Source organism: Streptomyces kunmingensis (assembly GCF_039533535.1).
Lineage (GTDB): Bacteria > Actinomycetota > Actinomycetes > Streptomycetales > Streptomycetaceae > Streptomyces > Streptomyces kunmingensis.
The window spans coordinates 51182-70428 of sequence record NZ_BAAATS010000007.1 but is presented as its reverse complement, the minus strand read 5'-3'; the positions used below and the strand labels follow the sequence as shown (position 1 = coordinate 70428).

The window sequence follows — 19247 nt, the reverse complement described above, 5'->3', positions numbered from 1 at the left end:
TTTCTCACGCCTGAAACATGCGTCGCCAAGAGAGCGCTCCCACACCCCCACTTGTTCACCTTCTGAACCAGGAGAGCCGCCGTGTCCGTCCTCCCCCCATCGCCGTCCCGCCGTACGATCCTCGGCGCGGCCGCAGCCGCCGCGGCCCTGCCCGCCCTCGGCTCCGCCGTCGCGTCCGCCGCCGGGTCCACCGAGTCCGCCGAGCCCCGCAAGGCGCTTGCCGGCGGCGGCGACCTCGGACCGAACGTGATCGTCTTCGATCCCTCCACCTCCGGGATCCAGGCCAAGCTCGACGAGGTCTTCAAGCAGCAGGAGTCGGCGCAGTTCGCCGGCGGGCGCTACGCGCTGCTGTTCAAGCCGGGCACCTACAACGGGCTCAACGCCCAACTCGGCTTCTACACCTCGATAGCGGGCCTTGGCCTGTCCCCCGACGACACCACCATCAACGGTGACGTCACCGTGGACGCGGGCTGGTTCGACGGCAACGCCACGCAGAACTTCTGGCGCAGCGCGGAGAACCTCGCCCTTGTGCCGGTCAGCGGCACGAACCGGTGGGCGGTCGCGCAGGCGGCCCCGTTCCGCCGGATGCATGTGCGCGGCGGCCTCAACCTCGCGCCCGACGGCTACGGCTGGGCCAGCGGCGGCTACATCGCCGACAGCCGGATCGACGGCGCCGTGGGACCGTACTCGCAGCAGCAGTGGTACACCCGCGACTCCTCCGTCGGCGGCTGGGAGAACGCGGTCTGGAACATGGTGTTCTCCGGTGTCGAGGGCGCGCCCGGGCAGAGCTTCCCCAACCCGCCGTACACGACGCTCGACACGACGCCGGTCTCCCGCGAGAAGCCGTTCCTGTACCTCGACGGCGCGGACTACAAGGTGTTCCTGCCGGAGAAGCGGACGAACGCGCGCGGCACCAGCTGGGGCAACGGCACCCCGCGCGGCACCTCGGTACCGCTCACCCAGTTCTACGTGGCGAAGCCCGGGGACAGCGCGAGCACGATCAACGCCGCCCTGTCCCAGGGCCTGCACCTGCTGCTGACGCCCGGCGTCTACCACCTGGACGCGCCGATCCAGGTGAAGCGGGCGGGCACGGTCGTCCTCGGCCTCGGCTACGCCACGCTGATCCCGGACGGCGGCGCCACCGCGGTCGAGGTGGCCGACGTCGACGGCGTGCGGCTCGCCGGGTTCCTCATCGACGCGGGAACCGTCAACTCCGCCACGCTGCTGGAGGTCGGCCCGCAGGGCGCGTCCGCGGACCACTCGGCCGATCCGATCACCGTGCAGGACGTGTTCGTGCGGATCGGCGGCGCGGGTGCCGGCAAGGCCACCACCAGCATGGTGATCAACGCGCGGCACACGATCGTCGACCACACCTGGGTGTGGCGCGCCGACCACGGTGAGGGCGTCGGCTGGGAGACCAACCGCGCCGACTACGGCGTCGTCGTCAACGGCGACGACGTGCTGGCCACCGGCCTATTCGTGGAGCACTTCAACAAGTACGACGTGCAGTGGAACGGCCAGCGCGGGCGCACGATCTTCTTCCAGAACGAGAAGGCGTACGACGCGCCGAACCAGGCGGCGATCCAGAACGGCTCGCTCAAGGGCTTCGCCGCGTACAAGGTCGCCGACTCCGTGACCTCGCACGAGGGCTGGGGCCTGGGCTCGTACTGCTTCTACAACGTGGACCCGACGATCGTGCAGGGCCACGGCTTCGCCGCGCCGAACGCGGCGGGCGTGAAGTTCCACGGCCTGTCGGTGGTGTCGCTGGGCGGCAAGGGGCAGTACGAGCACGTGATCAACGACATCGGTGGCGCCACCTCGGGCGACACCACCGTGCCGTCGACCGTGGTGTCATACCCCTGACAGCCGCGCCGCCGTCCTGGGGCGGGCCGCCCCGATGAGCGAGTCGTCGTGGACCCGGGCGCCGGGCAGCCGGTGCCGGGCCGCGACGAGGGCGCTGTCGACGTCCCGGGTACCGGTGGCGACGCAGAGTGTGTAGGACACGTCGTTCAAGCGGCGCCGCGCCTCGGGGCCGCCCTCGTCGGCGTCGAGCGCGTGGAGCGTCTCGTACTCGCGGACGAGGTCGGCCAGCAGGGCGGGGTGGGCCAGCAGCATCGTCGGGGCTCCTTCGTCGTCACGGGATCCTCGCCCTTGTGCCCGGCCGTTCCTTTCACAAACAGGCTGCTCAGGAAGCGGGAGTTGCGGGTGCCGGCTCCACGGCGAGCAGTGTGGCGTCGTCCGGTAGGCGGCCCTGCGCATGGTGGAGCAGGTCGGCGGCGAGCGCGGCCGTGAAGCCGGCGAGAGGCGTGGCGCTCTGCTCGGCCGCGCGCTCGGCGAGGGGATAGAACGTGCCGGCGGCGTCCCGCGCCTCGGAGGCACCGTCCGTGTGCAGCAGCATCCGGTCCCAGGCGCTGTCCGGCACGGGCTGGGCCGCGCACCAGCCGTGCGCGAGGTCGAGCAGCCCGAGCGGAGGCGCCGGAGCGGGCACGGCGGCGGGCACCGCGCCACCGCCCCGCAGCAGCAGGGGCGGCGGATGGCCGCAGCAGACGAGCTCGGCCGAGCCGTCCGGGGCGACGGACACGAGCGTGGCCGTGACGAACCGGTCGGGCTCCTCGGAGTGGGCGACGAGAGAGTGCAGACGTACCGCGAGTACCTCCAACGACCTTTGGCGTGATGCCAGTTGCTCCCAGTACCGCAGAACGTCGTCGGCGGTGCGGGACAGCTCGGGGCCCTTGCCCATGACATCTCCGATGAGCAACCGGGTGCCGAACGGCGTGGCGACGGCGCCGTACACGTCGCCGCCCCTGCCGTCGCCCCCGGTGCCGGCGGTGAGGCGGCGGGCGCTGACGCTCAGAGTGCCGACCGTTTCCGGGAGCGCGCTGGTCGTACGCGGGCGGGTGGTCATGGAAGCCTTCCAGGGGCAGGCCGGTCAGGGCGGCTCCGGCGGAGTGCGGGGGGCCGTAGCGATGTCCCGGGGGAGTGTAGTCAGCCGGGCGCACAGTGTGACGATTTCCCCGAAGCGTGCACAGAATGTGCCCGAGGCATCCGGATCTGGCACGTACGCGCCCCGCGGGAAACGCAGTGTCCCACTTCCGGCCGCCGCGTGCGGGGCGAACCGGCGAAGCCGTCCGGATCACGGCCGGGCCTTTCTAGCGTGGCGGCACAGGACGCGCCGTCCTGACGTCGCTGCCCGCACCGTCTGTACGGAGTGAGACCGTCCATGAACCGCAGTTCCGGCCGTCGGACGCCGGGAGACCTGCCCGCCGAGGCCACCAGTTTCGTCGGACGGCGGCGCGAACTGGCATGCCTGGCCGACCTGTTGACCCGGGCCCGCCTCGTGACGCTGACGGGGCCGGGCGGCGTCGGCAAGACCCGTACCGCGGTGCGCGCGGCGTACGAACTGCGCCCCACCTTCCCCGCCGGGGTGCGGCTGGTGGAACTCTCGGCGCTGAGCGACCCCGAGCTGCTGGCGAACACCGTCGCCGCGGCGCTCGACCTGCCCGAGCAGACGGCCCGCCCCACGATCGAGGTGATCGCCGACCATCTGGCCGAGCGGGATCTGCTGCTGCTGCTCGACACGTGTGAGCACCTGGTCGACGCGTGCGCGCTGCTGTGTGACGCACTTCTGCGCGCCGCACCGGGGGTGCGCATCGTGGCGACCAGCCGGCAGCCGCTCGACGTGGCCGGCGAGCACGTCCTCGCGATCGAGCCGCTGAGCGTGCCCGATCCGGCGGCCGGCGACGCGGGGCACGACTGCGACGCGCTCACGCTGTTCGCGGACCGGGCATCGGCGGCGGTGCCCGGGTTCACGGTGAGCGACGACAACCGGGCCGAGGCGCTCGCCCTGTGCCGCCGTCTCGACGGGATCCCGCTCGCCATCGAACTCACGGTGCCCCGGCTGCGGGTGCTCTCCCCCGGCGAGATGCTGGCCCGGCTCGACGACCGGTTCCGGCTGCTGACGGGCGGGTGCCGCACCTCGGTGCCGCGCCATCAGACGCTGCGGACGGCGATCGGCTGGAGCCACGATCTGTCGACCGTGCCGGAGCGGCTGCTGTGGGCCCGGCTCTCCGTGTTCGCGGGCGAGGTGAGCCTGGCGGCCGCGGAGGCGGTGTGCGCGGACGCGGTGGACCCGGTGGGCGCCGAGGAGACCGTGCTGCCCGCGGAGGACGTCCTCATCGCACTGATCGGCCTGGTCGAGAAGTCGGTCGTGGTCCGTGTGGAGACCCCCGAGGGCACCCGCTACCGGATGCTGGACACGGTCCGTGAGTTCGGCCGGGACCAGCTCGCGCGCAGCGGCGGCGAGGAAGCGGCCCGGCGCCGCCATCTCGCGTACTTCCTGGAAGTGGCCCGTTCCTTCGACGAGGAGTGGACGGGGGACGCGCAGGTTCCGCTGCTGCGGGCCCTGGTACGTGACCAGGCCGATGTCCGGGCCGCCCTGGAGTACTGCGTGGCCTCGCCCCGGCTGCACTGCCAAGGGCTGCGGATGGCGACGGCCCTGTGGGGCTACTGGCACGTCGCCGGCCTCCTCACCGAGGGCCGCTACTGGCTGCGCCGCACGCTGGAGGGCTGCCGTGACGAGACGCCCGTACGCGTCAAGGCGCTCTGGCTGAGCAGCTGGTACATGGACCTCCAGGGCGAGCGCGGGACCAACGAGGAACTGCTGAAGGAGGCCGAGGCGCTCGCCGCGCGCATCGACGACCCGGTGGGTGCCGCGTGGACGCTCGCGTTCCAGGCGCACCGCCGCTACTTCCTCGGTCACATGGAAGGCTGCGCCGCCGACCTCGCGGAGGCACGCGAGCGGATGACGGCGCTCGGCGACGACACGGGCCTGCTGATGATCGGCTTCTACGGCGGGTTCATGCTCGTCCTCTCCGGCGACCACGAGCAGGGCATCGCGTGGTGCGACGACTCGCTCGCGCGCGGCGCCGCGCGCCCCGGCGAGCAGTGGGCGCGCGGCTGGGCGCTGTGGGTCAAGAGCGTCGGTCTGTGGCTGCGCGGCGATCACGAGGCCGCGCTCGCCTGCTCGCGGGAGGGCCTGCGCAGCAAGGCGGTCCTGCACGACTTGATGGGCCTCGCCCACTTCATGGAGGGACTCGCCTGGTACGCGGCACAGCTGCGGCACTTCGAGCGGGTCGCCGTGTTGCAGGGTGCGGCGGACGCGCTGTGGCGCCGGTCCGCGAAGGAGGCGCGGTTCGGGATCGCGGCACTGCACGAGTTGCACACGGAAGCCGCGGCGCAGGCCCGGACCGCGCTGGGCGCCGACAGCTACCGGGATGCGTTCGGCAAGGGCGGCCTGCTGCCGCTGGACGCCGTGGTGGGCCTGGCCCTGACCGTCGAGACCGCGGACGCCCCGAACGCGTCGGCGCGGTCCTCGGACCCCGGCGACGGACTCACGCCACGCGAGCGGCAGGTCGCCGGGCTCGTCAGCGCGGGGCTGACGAACCGGGAGGTCGCGGCCGAACTCGCCGTGTCGAAGCGGACGGTCGACTCCCACGTGGAACACATACTCACCAAGCTCGCTCTCACCTCCCGTTCCCAGATCGCCGCGCTGCGCGAGGCCGCGGCGCCGGAAGCCGTCGTTCCGCCACCGCGGGTCTGACGAAGCAGGTCATGGCAGCGGCACCAGCCGCTACCGTGAGTACAAGGACGTGTACCCGGAGGTCCCGCGGAGGTCGAATGGGCGAGGACGCTGCACGGGGGCCCGGGCCGCTGCCGAGGCTGCGGCTCGACGAGCTGCTCGAGGAACTCCAGGTGCGGATCGACGCCGTGCGCGGCACCCGCGACCGGCTCCAGGGTCTGCTGGAGGCGGTCCTGTCGGTCGGTCAGGAGCTGAACCTCTCCCAGGTGCTGCGCCGCATCGTGGAGGCGGCGGTGGTCCTGGTCGACGCCGAGTACGGCGCGCTGGGCGTGATCGGCGAGGACCGGCGCAAGCTGTCGCAGTTCCTGCCGGTCGGCATCAGCAACGATCTGCGGGCCCGGATCGGCGATCTGCCGTCGGGGCACGGCCTGCTCGGTGAGCTGATCCGGCACCCCGAGCCGCTGCGGCTGCCCGAACTGGCGGCGCATCCGGCGTCGTCCGGGTTCCCCGCGCACCACCCGCCGATGCACACCTTCGTGGGGGTGCCCATCCGGGTGCGGGAGGACGTGTTCGGGAATCTGTACCTCACCCAGAAGCGGGGCGGGATGGATTTCGACGACGAGGACGTGGCGGTGCTGCAGACGCTGGGCGCCGCCGCGGGCGTCGCGATCGAGAACGCGCGCCTGTACGAGGAGGTGCAACTGCGGGAGCGCTGGCTGCAGTTGAGCGCGGAGTTCACCGGCAGTCTGCTGTCCGGCACGGCGGAGATGCCCGTACTGAAGCTGATGGTGGAGCGCGCGCGGGAGATCGCCGCCGCGGACCTCGGCATGGTGGCCCTCGTCATTCCCGGCACCGACGAGCTGCACGAGACGCTGGCCCTGGGCCAGTACGCCGAGCCGCACCACGATGTCACGCTGCCGCGCAAGGGCACGTTCGCGGGCGCCGCGCTCGCCGCCGGCGAGCTGGTCACGTCGGACGATGTGCGCAAGGATCCGCGGATCACGTATCAGCCGTCCCGCTGGGAGGGGCTCGGCCCGGCTGTGGCCGTGCCCATCGGCACCCGCGACAGCGTGCGCGGGGTGCTGACGCTCGCCCGCCGGGCGGAGCGTCAGCCCTTCTCGGCCACCGAGCTGGTGCCGCTGGTCGGGTTCGCGGGGCAGGCCGCGCTCGCCCTGGAGCTGGCGGACCGGCACCGTGACGCGGAACAGATGAGTCTGCTGGAGGACCGCGACCGCATCGCCCGGGACCTGCACGACCTGGCGATCCAGCGGCTGTTCGCGACGGGCATGACGCTGCAGAGCGCCCAGCGCTTCGTGCAGCACCCGGAGGCGTCGGAGCGGCTGATGCGGGCGGTGGACGATCTGGACACCACCATCAAGATCATTCGCTCCACCATCTTCGGCCTGCGCGAACAGGAGTCACCGCCGACGGGCGCCGGGCTGCGGGTGCGCACGGTGCGGGCCGTGGAGGACGCGGCCCGCGTGCTCGGCTTCACTCCGGCGCTGCGCATGGAGGGCCTGATCGACGTGGACGTACCGCCGCCCGTCGCCGACGACGCGGTGGCGGTGCTCGGCGAGGCTCTGACGAACGTGGCACGGCACGCGCGGGCGTCCTCGGCGGAGGTGGCGCTCGTCGTACGCGGCCGGGCCGTGTCGCTGATCGTGGAGGACGACGGCGTCGGCATCCCGGAGGTGGCGGACGAGCACCGCAGCGGACTGGCGAACATGGCGGCGCGGGCCCGGGGCCGGGGCGGCACGCTGACCACCACGCGGCGGGAGAGCGGCGGCACCCGCCTGGAGTGGCAGGTGCCGCTGCGGCACGGGAGTTGACCGGGGCGCTCTACCGGGGGCGCGGGGGCAGGCGGCTGGCCATCACCGCCGCCTGGATCCGCCGCTCCACCCCCAGCTTGGCAAGGAGCCGCGAGATGTTGTTCTTCACCGTCTTCTCGGACAGGAACAGCCGCAGACCGATCTGCCGGTTGGTGAGCCCCTCCCCCACGAGGGCGAGGATGTCCCGCTCCCGCTCGGTGAGGTCGGCGAGCCTGCCGTCGGCCGCGGCGTCGCTGTCGTCCCGCTCGGCGCCGTAGACCTCGGGCCCGCGCAGGCTGCGCATCAGCCGTGCCGTCGTCGCCGGATCGAGCATCGACTGGCCGGAGGCGACGGTACGTACGGCGGAGACGAGGTCGGAGCCCTTGATCTGCTTGAGCACATAGCCGGCCGCGCCCGCCATGATGGCGTCGAGCAGCGCGTCGTCGTCGTCGAACGACGTCAGCATCAGACAGCTCAACTCGGGCAGCAGGCCACGCAGTTCACGGCAGATGGTGATGCCGTCCCCGTCGGGCAGCCGGACGTCGAGCACGGCGACGTCGGGCCGCAGCGCGGGCCCCCTGGCGAGGGCCTGCGCCGCGGTGGCCGCCTCCCCGACGACCTCCATGTCCGGCTCGGCGCCGAGCAGATCGCGCAGGCCGCGGCGGACCACTTCGTGATCGTCGAGGAGCAGGATGCGAATGGGACGGTCCGCGGAGAAACCGGGTGGCTGAGGCATACGTCCCCCTCGGATATGGTGTTCCTCGATCCTGGGGCCGTGCGCGGTGATCCGCCAGGGCCGAACGGTCCCGATCAGTCCTTCGGGCGGACTTCGTCGCGCAGGCTTGCGCGAACAGGGCTGCGTGGACAGGTCCTCAGGCCGCGTCGTACCCGTAGGGGGCGTAGAGGTCGAGGAGCCGGGAGCGGGTGATGCTCAGGCGGTGGGCGAGGACGCCGCCGACCCACTGGGCGACGAACGAGCCGAGTCCGGGATCGGAGGCGCACATCAGACGCACCGTGAAGGCGTCGAACTCGTGGGCGCGGACCGGCGTCTCGGCCTGTGCTCCGAGCTGCCAGACGTACGGCGGGAAGAGCCAGGACCAGCCGATCAGTTCACCGCGGCCGAGCGATTCGACGACGGGCGCCCGCTGCCCCGGCACCCGCATGTCCAGGGCGACGCTGCCGCTGCGGACGATCCAGAAGCGGTCCGCGCGCGAACCCTCCTCGAAGAGCCGGTCGTGTCGCGCGAAGGTGACCTCGCGGGCGATGCGCATCAGCCGGCCGCGGTGTTCTTCGGGCAGGGTCTGGCTCATGCGCGGGGCCGTGGTGGTCATGAGCGGCCTCCTTTCGGGGCGCGGGACGACGGCCGGGAACGCTTCCCTCCGGCGCCCGCCGCCGGGGCTTTGTGGGTCGGCGCGTGGCCCTGGCGGCGGCCGTCGCACTGTCCGGGCACTGTCCGGACTGCCGTCGTGCGCTAACTCGACGATCGTCGTCCGGGGCCGCCGCGACCAGGGGCCGAACGGCTCTGGCCAGGGGGCCTGTCGGATCCGGGGGGCGCACGCGCGACGCTGACATTTGTACAAGACCGCCCCTCGGCGGCCCGCGCATCATCGTTCGCATGACTGCGTACGACACCGAACTCGCGCACGGAATGCATGTGGTCCACGACGGCCCCCGCGCGGCGCCGCCCCTGTTGCTCATCCACGGATCGGGGGCCTCGGGCGGCTCCTGGGCTCCGATGGTCCCGGCGCTCGCCGAGCGTCATCACGTCATCCGGGTCGACCTCCCGGGCTGCGGCCAGTCCCCGCCCGCCCGGTCGTACGGCGTGCCCGTGCAGGCGGGCCGGGTGGCGGCTCTCCTCGACGACCTGGGCCTGCGTGACGTCTGCGCGGCCGGGCACTCCAGCGGCGGCTACGTCGCCACCGCGCTGGCCGAGCAACGCCCCGACCTGGTGCGCTCGCTCGCGTTGATCAGTACAGGCCCGAGCCTCGACGCGCTGCTCCCCCAACCCCTCATCCTCCGGGTCCTCCTGGGCCCGCCCTTCGGCCGGTTCCTCTGGGCGCTGCGCTCGGACGCGTGGATCCGCGGTGGGATCACGGCGACGACCGCACGCCCGGTGGAGGTCCCGGACGAACTGGTCGCCGGGGTACGGGGCATCACGTACCGCGCGTTCCGGGCGGTACTGCGCGAGAACACGGCGTACGTCGTCGAGCGGGCCGTGCCCGCGCGGCTCGCCGCCCTCGATGTCCCGGTGCTGGTGATCAGCGGCGCCGCCGATCCGCGCTGGGACCCCTCGTCGGCGCACCAGTACGACACGGTGCCGGGCGCGCGGGTGGAACTGCTGCCCGGGATCGGGCACATCCCGCTGATCGAGGCGCCGGGGGCGACCTGCGATCTGTTGCTGGCTTTCGCGGCGACGAGCGCTGACACCTCGTCCGACAGGTCCTAGGGTGAGCGCATGCGGGCTGGTCAGCTGCCGGCAGCCGGGGCCCGGGGGCCCGACTGGGCGTCGGTGGACATCGCGGTCCCCCGGCCGGCCCGGCACCTGCCGGGCGTCAGTATGGCCGGATTCCGTCAGCGGGCCCCCGTACCCATGGACATCGCCATGGTCGCGCATCCGTCCGTCACCCTCCTCTTCGACTTGAGCGACGGCGACGGCCTCGTCTACGACGCCCGGGGGCGGCAGGAGCGCGGCAGCGCCGTCGTCGGGCTGCTTCCCGGCGAGCTGCGGGCCGGCGGCCGGGTGGGCGCGTGCCTGCAGATCCGGCTCCAGCCGGCCGTGGCGGCCGCGGTGCTGGGGGTGTCGACCGAGCTCAGCGGGACGGTGGTGCCGCTGGCCGATGTGTGGGGCCCGGACGCCGGACGGGCCGAGGACAGGCTGCGGGCCGTGGAGTCGTGGGACGCACGGTTCGCGATCGCGGGGGAACTCCTGCGCGGGCGTGCGGACAGCCGGCCTCCGGTCGACCCGGAGGTCGCCCACAGCTGGCGGCGCACCCTCGCGGACCGGGGGCGGGTGCGGGTCGATGGCCTGGCGGGGGAGGTCGGCTGGAGCCGCAAACGCCTGTCGGCCCGCTTCCGGTCCCAGCTCGGCATCACACCCAAGCGCGCCGCCCGGCTGGTCCGCTTCGACCACGCCGCCCACCTTCTCGCGGCGGGCCACCCCGCGGCGCGCGTCGCCGTCGAGAGCGGCTACGTCGACCAGTCCCACCTCCACCGCGAGGTCAGGGACTTCGCCGGCCTGACACCCGCGGGCGTCGCCTCGGCGCCGTGGCTCGCGATAGACGACGTGGCGTGGCCGACCCCGGCGCGCCCGTCGAGCGGACACCGGTTCGAAGGCAGGCCCTAAGGCCGTCTGGACCCCCACTCGGGTCCGACGCGGTTCCATTCGCGTTCCCAGGCGGCGAGGCGGCGGCGGTCCAGGATGCCGTGCAGGACGAGGCGGCTGATGACGGCGAGCCCCGCGGTGGCGGCGGTGACGAGGAACCCCGCGGCGAGCGTGTGCGACCAGACGTCGTCGCCGCTCCAGGGCGCCGTGGTGACGTCGCCCCGGCCGTCGAGCCAGACGGTGGCGGCGTCGCCGCGCACGAAACCGGCCTCGACGGGGGCGAGCGCGGTGATCGTGCGGCCCTCCCGGCCGGTCCAGCGCACCGTCACCGGGTAGGTGGGGTTGTTCTGGACGCCGCTCGCCGCGGGGACGTACTCCGGCGCGTCCTCGATCAGTTGCGCCCGTACGGGATGGCGGGCCGCGTGCTGGGCGCGGGCGTGCTCACGAGCCTCCCCGTGGGCGGCCCAGCCACTCAGCGCGCCCGCGGCCGGGGCCACCAGGACGGCGAGCACGCCGAGCAGCAGCGCCGCCCAGGCCTCGACCACGTCCGACCTGCGGCGCAGCGGATTGCTCCGCAGGGCCCGGCGACTCGGCCTGCACGTCGACATGGCGGCCTCCTCGTCCCACGCTCGCGCGGCCCGCCGGCGCGGCACAGGGGCCGAACGACCCCGGCGCCGGGGCCGGTCCGCCTCTCCCGGCGCGAACGGCACGGGTGGCAGGGTCCAAGGCACGCCTGCCCCCGCGCCCATCCGCATGCCCGGCGCGCGGGCCGCATCGTGCACCCGGTTCTGGGGTCGGACACGCGTGACCGCTCCCTTGCGTGGAACCCGCAACAGCACACATCACTCACGTCGTCCGAGAGGTTCCGCCATGACCAGCATGCGCGTCCTGACCGTCGGGACGGACGGTTCACGCGAGAGCATGAACGCCGCCGACTGGGCGGCCCGCGAGGCGTTGCGGCGCGGCCTGCCCCTGCGGCTGCTGCACGCCGACAGCGGCGAGCGGCGCACCCCACCGCCACCCGACGTGGACCTGCCAGGCCGCAGTGTCCTCGACCGGGCGGCACTCCAACTCTCCTACGCACACCCCGCGTTGCAGATCCTGGCCCGCCGTCGCCCCGCACCGCCGATCACCGCGCTCCTGGAGGCGGTCACCGAGTCCGAGACACTGGTCCTCGGATCGCGCGGCTTCGCCGGGTACTCCGGGTTCCTCGTCGGTTCGGTGGCGCTCGCCGTGACGGCGCGGGCCGACCGGCCGGTCGTCCTGGTGCGGGCGGGCGGGCTCCCGCAGGACGAACGGGCGCCCGACAAACCCGGCTTCCTGCCGGTGGTCGTCGGCCTGGACGTGTCGGGCCCCGCCGACGAGGTGCTTTCCTACGCCTTCGAGGCGGCGGCCCTGCGCGGTACCGAACTGCACGCGCTGCACGCCTGGACGCTGCCGCCGCTGCGGGGGGACACGGCGGCGGGCGCGCCGACGCCGCCGGGTGACGCGGCACGCCGCGAGACGCTGCGCCGCCGGGCCCTGGCGGGCGCGTTGCAGGTGTGGCGCGCGAAGTACCCGGAGGTGCCGGTGGTGCAGCGGCTGGTGTACGGACAGCCGGGTCACCATCTGCTGAAGGCGTCCACGGCGGCCAGCCTGACGGTCATCGGGCGGGGCATGGACGCGAACCGGCTGGGCTGCACGGCGCACTCGGTGGTGCACCATGTGACCAGCCCGGTGGCCATAGTCCCGCACACCTGAGCCACCGCACGGCCCTCCACCGCAGAGCCCGTCACCGCGCAGCCCGTCATCGCAGGCCCGCTGTCCGGAGGCCGCCGCTCCTCGTAGGCTCGGTCCTCCGCGACCGAAAGGCAGTGGCGCCCTCATGACTCCGTTCCGCCCCGCCCCGGCCTGGCTGTCCGACGCCGTGTTCTACCAGATCTACCCGCAGTCGTTCGCCGACTCGAACGGCGACGGCATCGGCGACCTGGGCGGCATCATCGAGCGGCTCGACCATCTGGCCTGGCTCGGTGTCGACGCCGTCTGGATCAATCCCTGCTTCGCGTCGCCGTTTCGCGACGCGGGCTACGACGTCGCGGACTACCTCTCGGTGGCGCCGCGCTACGGCACCGACGACGACCTCGCCGAACTGGTGGAGCTGGCCGGACGGCGGGGCATCCGCGTCCTTCTCGACCTCGTCGCGGGGCACACCTCCGACCAGCACCCGTGGTTCCGTGCGACCGTGGACGATCCGGCCGACCACCGTTACATCTGGAGTGCGGACGGCGTCCCCGACGGTTTCGTACCCTCACCCGGCGCGCGCCCTGGCGCGTATCTGCCGAACTTCTTCGACTCACAGCCTGCACTCAACTTCGGTTACGGGCAGGAGAGTTCGGCCGAGCCCTGGCGGCAGCCGGTCGACGCCGAAGGGCCGCGCGCCAACCGGGCGGCACTGCGCACCGTCATGGACCACTGGCTGCGCCTGGGCCTGGCGGGGTTCCGGGTCGACATGGCGGCCTCTCTGGTGAAGGACGACCCGGACAAGCGGGCGACCTCGCGGATCTGGACCGAGCTGCGGCACTGGCTCGACCGCACCCATCCCGACGCCGTGCTGCTGTCCGAGTGGGGCGACCCGCAGGTGTCCGTGCCGGCCGGGTTCCACGCCGACTTCTTCCTCCAGTTCGGCGGCCCGACGGACGGCCTGGCGATGCGCTCGCTGTGGAACAACGGGTCGGGTACGAGGAACGAGGCGTGGGCTCCGCTGGACTGCTTCTTCGACGCGTCGGGCCTCGGCTCGCCCCGGCCGTTCGTCGAGGCCTGGCGCGCGGCGGCGACCGCCCTGGGCTCCACCGGCTTCGTGTCGCTGCCGACCTCCAACCACGACTTCTCCCGCCTCAACTGCGGCCCCCGCACCGCCGGTCAGCTCCCGGCCGCGTTCGCCTTCCAGCTCACCTGGCCGACACTGCCCGCGATCTACTACGGCGACGAGATCGGCATGCGGTACGTGCCGGGCCTGCCGGACACCGAGGGCAGTGTGCTCGGCCCGCACTACAACAGGGCGGGTTCCCGTACACCGATGCAGTGGGACGAGGGCCCCGGCGCGGGTTTCTCGAGCGCGCCCGAGGAAGATTTCTACCTGCCGCTCGACCCCGACCCGCGGCGCCCCTCGGTCGCCGCGCAACGCGCCGACGAGCGCTCCCTGCTGCATCTCGTACGCCGTCTCGTCGCGCTGCGCAGGTCGGCCCCGGCCCTCGGCCACCACTCCCCCGTCGAGGTGCTGCACGAGGGCCATCCGTTCGTGTACGTGCGCGGGGAGGAGTTCCTCGTGGTCATCAATCCGGCCGCGCAACAGGCGAGTTGGGCGACGATTGACGCGCGGCATCTGGCGCAGGTGCGTCCGGTGGAGGTGTCCGGGGTGCGCGTGTCCGCGGACGGCACCGCGGTCGAGGCGGACGGATTCGGGTACGGCGTCTTCGTACTGACGAAGGACTGAGACATCTTCGCGACGATGAGTACACACCTCCGGGGGAGTCTTAAAGGCAAGGGAACGACCCGCCCGCCCAGGAGGTGCCCCATGTGCGCTCACCAGCCGCCGTGCCCCGGCGCAGACCGTCCCGACCACGACGCGGCCCGCGTCGTCGCGGCCCACCCCGAGCAGGGCTGGAGCCTGTTGTGCAACGGCACGATCGTCTTCGACGACACCGGGGAACTGCTGCCCGGCGGCGCCGTCCGCGCACCCGTACGGCAGTTGTGGTCGGGCACGGTCACGCTCGCCGCGTGAAACGATCGCGATCGGGAACGCCCGGGGTGCGCGACGGATGCCCGCCCCGGCGCGAACTCGACACGGAGTCGTCGATGATCAAGACTTCGGATCATGCGATACGGCGTCAATCTCCTCAACTTCGGTTCCGGCACGACCCCCGAGAGCCTGGTCCGCCAGGCCACGGACGCGCGTGACCTGGGCTTCACCTTCGCGATGATCTCGGACCACATCGCGGTCACCCCGGATGTGCACACGGTCTATCCGGCCCCGTTCTACGACCAGTTCCTGACCGCGGCCCATCTCGCCGGGCGCGTACCCGGCCTCACCCTCGGCACGACGATCACCGTGATCCCCTATCGGCATCCGTTGCAGACGGCCCGGCTCGCCGCGAACCTCGACCGGATGACCGACGGCGGCTTCATCCTCGGCGCGGGCGTCGGCTGGTCGGCGGCCGAGTACCGCACTCTCGGCGTCCCGTTCGAGGAGCGCGGCGCCATCACCGACGAGTACCTCACGGCGATCCGGGCGGCGTGGACGCAGGATCCGTGCACCTTCCAGGGCCGGTACGTGGCCTTCGAGGGCGTCCGTACGGCGCCGGCCCCCGCGACATCACCCCATCTGCCGGTCTGGGTGGGCGGCGACTCCCCGGCGGCGCTGCGCAGGGCGGCGCGGCTCGGCGAGGCGTGGCACCCGTTCCGCCCGACGCTCGCGGCGCTGCGCAGGCAGCTGCCTCGGCTGGCCGAGGAGGCGGACCGGGCCGGGCGGCCGGTACCGGAGTTCGCGCCGCGCATCCAGGTGGCGGTGGGGTCGGTGCCGGACACGGAGGACCGGCCGCTGGGCCACGGCAGCATCGAGCGCATCCGCGCGGATGTGGAGACCCTCGCGGAACTGGGCGCCACCCATCTGCTCTTCGACACATATCCGGGCGACCCGGTTTCCCGGGGCAGCGCGGAGGACGACCGGCGCGTACTGGAACTGCTCGCCGCCGAGCTGCCCCGGAGCGCCGCCCGGCGGTGACCGGCCTCCCGCGCGCGGTCCCCGGTTCGGCCGGATCCGATGCCCCCGTCACGCAAACCAACCGCAAGCTTTGCGCTAATCTTGCGTTCCATGACGCGCAGACTTGCTCAGGTGGCGAAGAAGGTCGGAGTCAGCGAGGCCACGGTCAGCCGGGTGCTCAACAACAAGCCCGGCGTATCGGAGGCCACGCGACAGGCGGTACTCACCGCGCTCGACGTGCTCGGCTACGAGCGGCCGACACAGCTGCGCGGTGAACGGGCCCGCCTCGTCGGCCTGGTCCTGCCGGAGCTGCAGAACCCGATCTTCCCGGCGTTCGCGGAAGTGATCGGCGGGGCGCTCGCCCAGCAGGGCCTCACCCCGGTGCTCTGCACCCAGACCAAGGGCGGGGTCTCCGAGGCGGACTACGTGGAGCTGCTGCTGCAACAGCAGGTGTCCGGCGTGGTGTTCGCGGGCGGTCTCTTCGCCCAGGCGGACGCCGAGCACAGCCACTATCAGCGGCTCGCCGAGCGCAATGTGCCGGTGGTGCTCGTGAACGCCTCCATCGAGCGGCTCGGCTTCCCGCGCGTGGCGTGCGACGACGCCGTCGCGGTCGAGCAGGCGTGGCGGCACCTCGCCTCCCTCGGGCACGAGCGCATCGGTCTGGTCCTCGGCCCCGAGGACCACATGCCGTCGCGGCGCAAGCTCACCGCGGCCCGCACCGCCGCCCGCGCGGCCGGCGGGAAGCTCCCGGACGACGCGGTCGAGCGCGCGATGTTCTCGCTGGAGGGCGGGCACGCCGCGACCTCCCGGCTCCTGGAGCGCGGCATCACCGGCATCATCTGCGCCAGCGACCCGCTCGCGCTCGGCGCCGTGCGCGCCGCCCGCCGGGCCGGGCTCTCGGTACCCCGGGACGTCTCGGTGGTCGGCTACGACGATTCGGCGTTCATGAACTGCACCGAGCCGCCGCTTACCACGGAACGCCAGCCCATCGAGGCGATGGGACGCGCCGCGGTCGAACTCCTCGTCGCGCAGATCGAGGGCGGCACGGTCCCGCCGGGTGAGCTGCTCTTCGAACCGGAGCTGGTGGTGCGGGGCTCGACCGCTCCTCCGCCGGCGCCCGCGACCGCGTAGCGACCGGAATCCGACGACATTCGACAGCAAGAACCGGACGCCATGGGTCCGCCGGCAACGGCGAACCCATGGCGTCTGTTCGTTTTTTGCGGAGTACGCGCGACATCTTGCGAACATCCGTCGACGGTGCTTGAGTGTGGCACGCCCCGGCACGCACCTCCCCGTGCATCCCGTGCCGCGGGCCTCCACGTTCCTGCCTGCACAGGCTCAGGCCCGAAGGGGACCCACCGATGAGAAGCAGCACCTGGTCACGCCCTGTACGCCGCACGTCCGCGGTGGCCATCGCCACCGCCCTCGCCCTGGGCTCGCTCGCGGCCTGCGGCACCAGCAGCAGCTCCGACGACGGCGGCGGGTCGGGCGGCGCCGGGTCGAAGGCCGACATCAGCGCTCCGCTCGACCCCAAGACCAAGGTCACGCTGACCATCGACTGCATGCCGCCGAAGGCCAAGGCGGCCGAGCTCAAGCAGTGGAAGGAGGACGTCGAGGAGTTCAACAAGAAGTACCCGAACGTCACGATCGACGGGAAGTCGACCGCGGGCCAGTGCGAGGAACCCGCCCGGTTCACCGCCGCGCTCAAGGCGAAGTCGCAGCCCGACGTCTTCTACACGTACTTCACCGACCTCCAGCAGGTCCTCGACAACAACGGCGCCGAGGACATCACCGCGTACGTCACGCCGAAGACCGTCCCGGCGATCGACTCCATCGACCCGAACGTGATGAACGCCCTGAAGAAGGACGGCAAGCTCTACGGCGTGCCGACCAGCAACTACACCATGGGCCTGCTCATCAACCGCAAGCTGTTCAAGCAGGCCGGGCTCGACCCGGACAAGCCGCCGACCACCTGGGAAGAGGTGCGCACCGCCGCGAAGAAGATCGCGGGGCTCGGCAACGGCATCTCCGGATACGGCGAGTACAGCGCGGAGAACACCGGCGGCTGGCACTTCGCGGCGGCGCAGTACAGCCTGGGCGGAGACATGGTCACCGCCGACGGCAAGAAGGCCGCGTTCAACGACGCCACCGGCAAGCAGGTCGTCCAGCAGCTGCACGACATGCGCTGGACCGACAACAGCATGGGCAAGACGCAGCTGCTGAAGTGGGGCGACCTGCAGAAGCAGATCGCGTCCGACAAGCTCGGCATGTTCCTCGCCGCGCCCGACGACGTGACGTACATGGTGCAGCAACTGGGCGCGGACTACGACAACTTCGGGATGGGCCCCATCCCCGGCGGCAAGGCGACCCTGTTCGGCGGCAACGACTACATGATCAAGAAGGGCTCGTCGCCCGACAAGATCAAGGCGGCCATCGCCTGGCTGAACTTCAAGACGCTCACCCCCGGCAAGGGCCAGTTCCAGTGGGAGCGCACCAAGGCCGACAAGCTGCCCGTGGGACTGCCGCAGCCGAACTTCTTCACCGGTGAGACCAAGGAGCAGGACCTCAAGTCCCGTACGGACAACGCCACGATGCCCGTCGAGAACTTCAAGCAGTTCATGGACAACCCGGTGCCCGGCAAGGCCGAGCCGCCGAAGGCGCAGGAGATCTACAAGGTTCTCGACAACGTCATGTCGGGTGTTCTGACCAACAAGGACGCCGACATCGACAAGCTCCTGTCCACCGCCGAGCAGCAGGTCAACCAGGTGCTGGCCAACCAGTAAGCAGCCCCACCGGTACCTGTGATCCGAGGAGTGACCATGTCGGCCCCGACGCTGCCCGCGAAGACCCAGCAGGCCGCACCGCCCGCCAAGCATCAACCCAGCCCCAGCGACGGCTCGTTGGCGCGGACCGTGAAACGCAACATCTCCGCTCACGGCTTCCTGATCGGCGCGGTGCTCTGCTTCTCCTTCTTCTCCTGGTATCCGATGGTCAGGGAGTTCATCCTGGCCTTCCAGAAGACGAAGGACGGCCGCACCACCTGGGCCGGCTGGTCCAACCTCACCTACGTCTTCAACGACCCGGCCTTCTGGCAGGCCTGGCGCAACACCCTGCTGTTCACCGCGCTTGCCCTGGTCCTCGGCTTCGCCGTCCCGTTCCTCGTGGCGGTCCTCCTCAATGAATTCCGGCACGGCCAGGGCTACTTGAGGATGCTCGTCTATCTGCCGGTGATGCTCCCGCCGGTCGCCTCCGTCCTGCTCTTCAAGTACTTCTACGACCCCGGGTACGGCCTGTTCAACCGGGTCCTCGGCATCTTCGGGATCCCCGAGCAACAGTGGCTGCAGTCCACCGACACCGCGATGCTGTCCGTCGTCATCGCGGCGACCTGGATGAACATGGGCGGGGCGACCCTCATCTACCTGGCGTCGCTCCAGGGCATCCCCGGTGAGCTGTACGAGGCCGCCGAACTGGACGGCGCGGGCCTGTGGCGCAAGATCTGGCACGTGACGATCCCGCAGACGCGGCTGATCCTCTCGCTGATGTTCCTCATGCAGATCATCGCCACGATGCAGGTCTTCACGGAGCCGTTCCTGCTGACGAACGGGGCCGGCCCCGAAGGGTCCACCACCACCGTCGTCTACCTCATCTACCAGTACGCCTTCAACTTCAACAACTACGGCGGCGCGGCAGCCCTCGGCCTCGTCCTGCTCGTCCTGCTCGCGGCCTTCTCCGCGGTCTACGTACGCCTCAGCCGCTCATCGGACGACTGACCGCCCAGGGAGTAGGGAAACACCGACATGG

17 protein-coding genes are annotated in these 19247 nt (G+C 72.0%); 12 read left to right on the top strand and 5 right to left on the bottom strand.

The features are described 5' to 3' along the window. The first annotated feature begins 81 nt into the window (after positions 1-81). Complete coding sequence (locus tag ABD366_RS12455; protein WP_324775432.1) at positions 82-1863, top strand: coagulation factor 5/8 type domain-containing protein; 1782 nt, start codon at positions 82-84, stop codon at positions 1861-1863. On the opposite strand, the gene ABD366_RS12450 is transcribed toward ABD366_RS12455, so the two are convergent. After that, positions 1852-2115, bottom strand: coding sequence for a DUF5133 domain-containing protein (locus ABD366_RS12450; RefSeq protein ID WP_324775430.1), 264 nt, complete (start codon positions 2113-2115; stop codon positions 1852-1854). The two genes, ABD366_RS12455 and ABD366_RS12450, sit on opposite strands and share 12 nt — an antisense overlap. 70 nt (positions 2116-2185) lie before the next feature. Then, positions 2186-2905, bottom strand: a complete 720-nt coding sequence (locus tag ABD366_RS12445) for a PP2C family protein-serine/threonine phosphatase (protein WP_324775427.1) — start codon at positions 2903-2905, stop codon at positions 2186-2188. A 315-nt stretch (positions 2906-3220) separates the two neighbouring features. Here ABD366_RS12445 and ABD366_RS12440 point away from each other — a divergent pair, with 315 nt between their 5' ends. Both ABD366_RS12440 and ABD366_RS12435 read left to right on the top strand, forming a co-directional pair. Further along, positions 3221-5599 carry an ATP-binding protein gene (locus tag ABD366_RS12440; protein WP_324775425.1) on the top strand — a complete coding sequence of 793 codons (2379 nt, stop codon included), beginning with the start codon at positions 3221-3223 and terminating at the stop codon, positions 5597-5599. A gap of 77 nt (positions 5600-5676) precedes the next feature. Next, positions 5677-7407 (top strand): sensor histidine kinase, encoded by a 1731-nt coding sequence (locus ABD366_RS12435; protein WP_324775423.1) that lies wholly within the window; start codon positions 5677-5679, stop codon positions 7405-7407. Between the two features lie 10 nt (positions 7408-7417). On the opposite strand, the gene ABD366_RS12430 is transcribed toward ABD366_RS12435, so the two are convergent. Beyond that, entirely contained in the window at positions 7418-8122 is a 705-nt protein-coding gene (locus ABD366_RS12430; protein ID WP_324775421.1) for a response regulator transcription factor, read from the bottom strand. Between the two features lie 136 nt (positions 8123-8258). Then, on the bottom strand, positions 8259-8717 hold the full coding sequence (locus ABD366_RS12425; protein WP_324775418.1) for a Crp/Fnr family transcriptional regulator: 459 nt from the start codon (positions 8715-8717) through the stop codon (positions 8259-8261). Between the two features lie 284 nt (positions 8718-9001). Between ABD366_RS12425 and ABD366_RS12420 the strand changes: the two genes are divergently transcribed. Both ABD366_RS12420 and ABD366_RS12415 read left to right on the top strand, forming a co-directional pair. Continuing rightward, a complete protein-coding gene (locus tag ABD366_RS12420; RefSeq protein WP_324775416.1) occupies positions 9002-9832 on the top strand; it encodes an alpha/beta fold hydrolase in 831 nt (276 codons plus the stop codon). A 9-nt stretch (positions 9833-9841) separates the two neighbouring features. Further along, positions 9842-10729: an AraC family transcriptional regulator gene (locus ABD366_RS12415; RefSeq protein ID WP_324775414.1), complete on the top strand. Its 888-nt coding sequence runs from the start codon at positions 9842-9844 to the stop codon at positions 10727-10729. Here ABD366_RS12415 and ABD366_RS12410 read toward each other — a convergent pair. Continuing rightward, positions 10726-11316, bottom strand: a complete 591-nt coding sequence (locus tag ABD366_RS12410) for an Rv1733c family protein (RefSeq protein ID WP_324775412.1) — start codon at positions 11314-11316, stop codon at positions 10726-10728. The two genes, ABD366_RS12415 and ABD366_RS12410, sit on opposite strands and share 4 nt — an antisense overlap. A 262-nt stretch (positions 11317-11578) precedes the next feature. Between ABD366_RS12410 and ABD366_RS12405 the strand changes: the two genes are divergently transcribed. The 7 genes from ABD366_RS12405 (at position 11579) to ABD366_RS12375 (ending at position 19216) form a co-directional block, all read left to right on the top strand. Then, positions 11579-12448, top strand: a complete 870-nt coding sequence (locus tag ABD366_RS12405; protein ID WP_324775410.1) for a universal stress protein — start codon at positions 11579-11581, stop codon at positions 12446-12448. 124 nt (positions 12449-12572) lie between these two features. Next, positions 12573-14180, top strand: a complete 1608-nt coding sequence (locus ABD366_RS12400) for an alpha-amylase family glycosyl hydrolase (RefSeq protein WP_324775408.1) — start codon at positions 12573-12575, stop codon at positions 14178-14180. An 81-nt stretch (positions 14181-14261) separates the two neighbouring features. Beyond that, on the top strand, positions 14262-14468 hold the full coding sequence (locus tag ABD366_RS12395) for a DUF5999 family protein (protein WP_324775406.1): 207 nt from the start codon (positions 14262-14264) through the stop codon (positions 14466-14468). Positions 14469-14561: 93 nt separating this feature from the next. Further along, entirely contained in the window at positions 14562-15467 is a 906-nt protein-coding gene (locus ABD366_RS12390; RefSeq protein ID WP_324775404.1) for a TIGR03619 family F420-dependent LLM class oxidoreductase, read from the top strand. Positions 15468-15557: 90 nt separating this feature from the next. Then, positions 15558-16577 (top strand): LacI family DNA-binding transcriptional regulator, encoded by a 1020-nt coding sequence (locus tag ABD366_RS12385; protein ID WP_324775402.1) that lies wholly within the window; start codon positions 15558-15560, stop codon positions 16575-16577. A gap of 230 nt (positions 16578-16807) precedes the next feature. Continuing rightward, positions 16808-18229, top strand: a complete 1422-nt coding sequence (locus tag ABD366_RS12380; RefSeq protein ID WP_324775400.1) for an extracellular solute-binding protein — start codon at positions 16808-16810, stop codon at positions 18227-18229. 36 nt (positions 18230-18265) lie between these two features. Further along, complete coding sequence (locus ABD366_RS12375; protein WP_324775398.1) at positions 18266-19216, top strand: carbohydrate ABC transporter permease; 951 nt, start codon at positions 18266-18268, stop codon at positions 19214-19216. Positions 19217-19247: the final 31 nt, after the last annotated feature.

Coding starts and splice junctions, on each gene's coding strand:
- ABD366_RS12450 (WP_324775430.1), bottom strand. CDS start 2,115: ATGCTGCTGGCCCACCCCGCCCTGCTGGCCGACCTCGTCCGCGAGTAC.
- ABD366_RS12445 (WP_324775427.1), bottom strand. CDS start 2,905: ATGACCACCCGCCCGCGTACGACCAGCGCGCTCCCGGAAACGGTCGGC.
- ABD366_RS12440 (WP_324775425.1), top strand. CDS start 3,221: ATGAACCGCAGTTCCGGCCGTCGGACGCCGGGAGACCTGCCCGCCGAG.
- ABD366_RS12435 (WP_324775423.1), top strand. CDS start 5,677: ATGGGCGAGGACGCTGCACGGGGGCCCGGGCCGCTGCCGAGGCTGCGG.
- ABD366_RS12430 (WP_324775421.1), bottom strand. CDS start 8,122: ATGCCTCAGCCACCCGGTTTCTCCGCGGACCGTCCCATTCGCATCCTG.
- ABD366_RS12425 (WP_324775418.1), bottom strand. CDS start 8,717: ATGACCACCACGGCCCCGCGCATGAGCCAGACCCTGCCCGAAGAACAC.
- ABD366_RS12420 (WP_324775416.1), top strand. CDS start 9,002: ATGACTGCGTACGACACCGAACTCGCGCACGGAATGCATGTGGTCCAC.
- ABD366_RS12415 (WP_324775414.1), top strand. CDS start 9,842: ATGCGGGCTGGTCAGCTGCCGGCAGCCGGGGCCCGGGGGCCCGACTGG.
- ABD366_RS12410 (WP_324775412.1), bottom strand. CDS start 11,316: ATGTCGACGTGCAGGCCGAGTCGCCGGGCCCTGCGGAGCAATCCGCTG.
- ABD366_RS12405 (WP_324775410.1), top strand. CDS start 11,579: ATGACCAGCATGCGCGTCCTGACCGTCGGGACGGACGGTTCACGCGAG.
- ABD366_RS12400 (WP_324775408.1), top strand. CDS start 12,573: ATGACTCCGTTCCGCCCCGCCCCGGCCTGGCTGTCCGACGCCGTGTTC.
- ABD366_RS12395 (WP_324775406.1), top strand. CDS start 14,262: ATGTGCGCTCACCAGCCGCCGTGCCCCGGCGCAGACCGTCCCGACCAC.
- ABD366_RS12390 (WP_324775404.1), top strand. CDS start 14,562: ATGCGATACGGCGTCAATCTCCTCAACTTCGGTTCCGGCACGACCCCC.
- ABD366_RS12385 (WP_324775402.1), top strand. CDS start 15,558: ATGACGCGCAGACTTGCTCAGGTGGCGAAGAAGGTCGGAGTCAGCGAG.
- ABD366_RS12380 (WP_324775400.1), top strand. CDS start 16,808: ATGAGAAGCAGCACCTGGTCACGCCCTGTACGCCGCACGTCCGCGGTG.
- ABD366_RS12375 (WP_324775398.1), top strand. CDS start 18,266: ATGTCGGCCCCGACGCTGCCCGCGAAGACCCAGCAGGCCGCACCGCCC.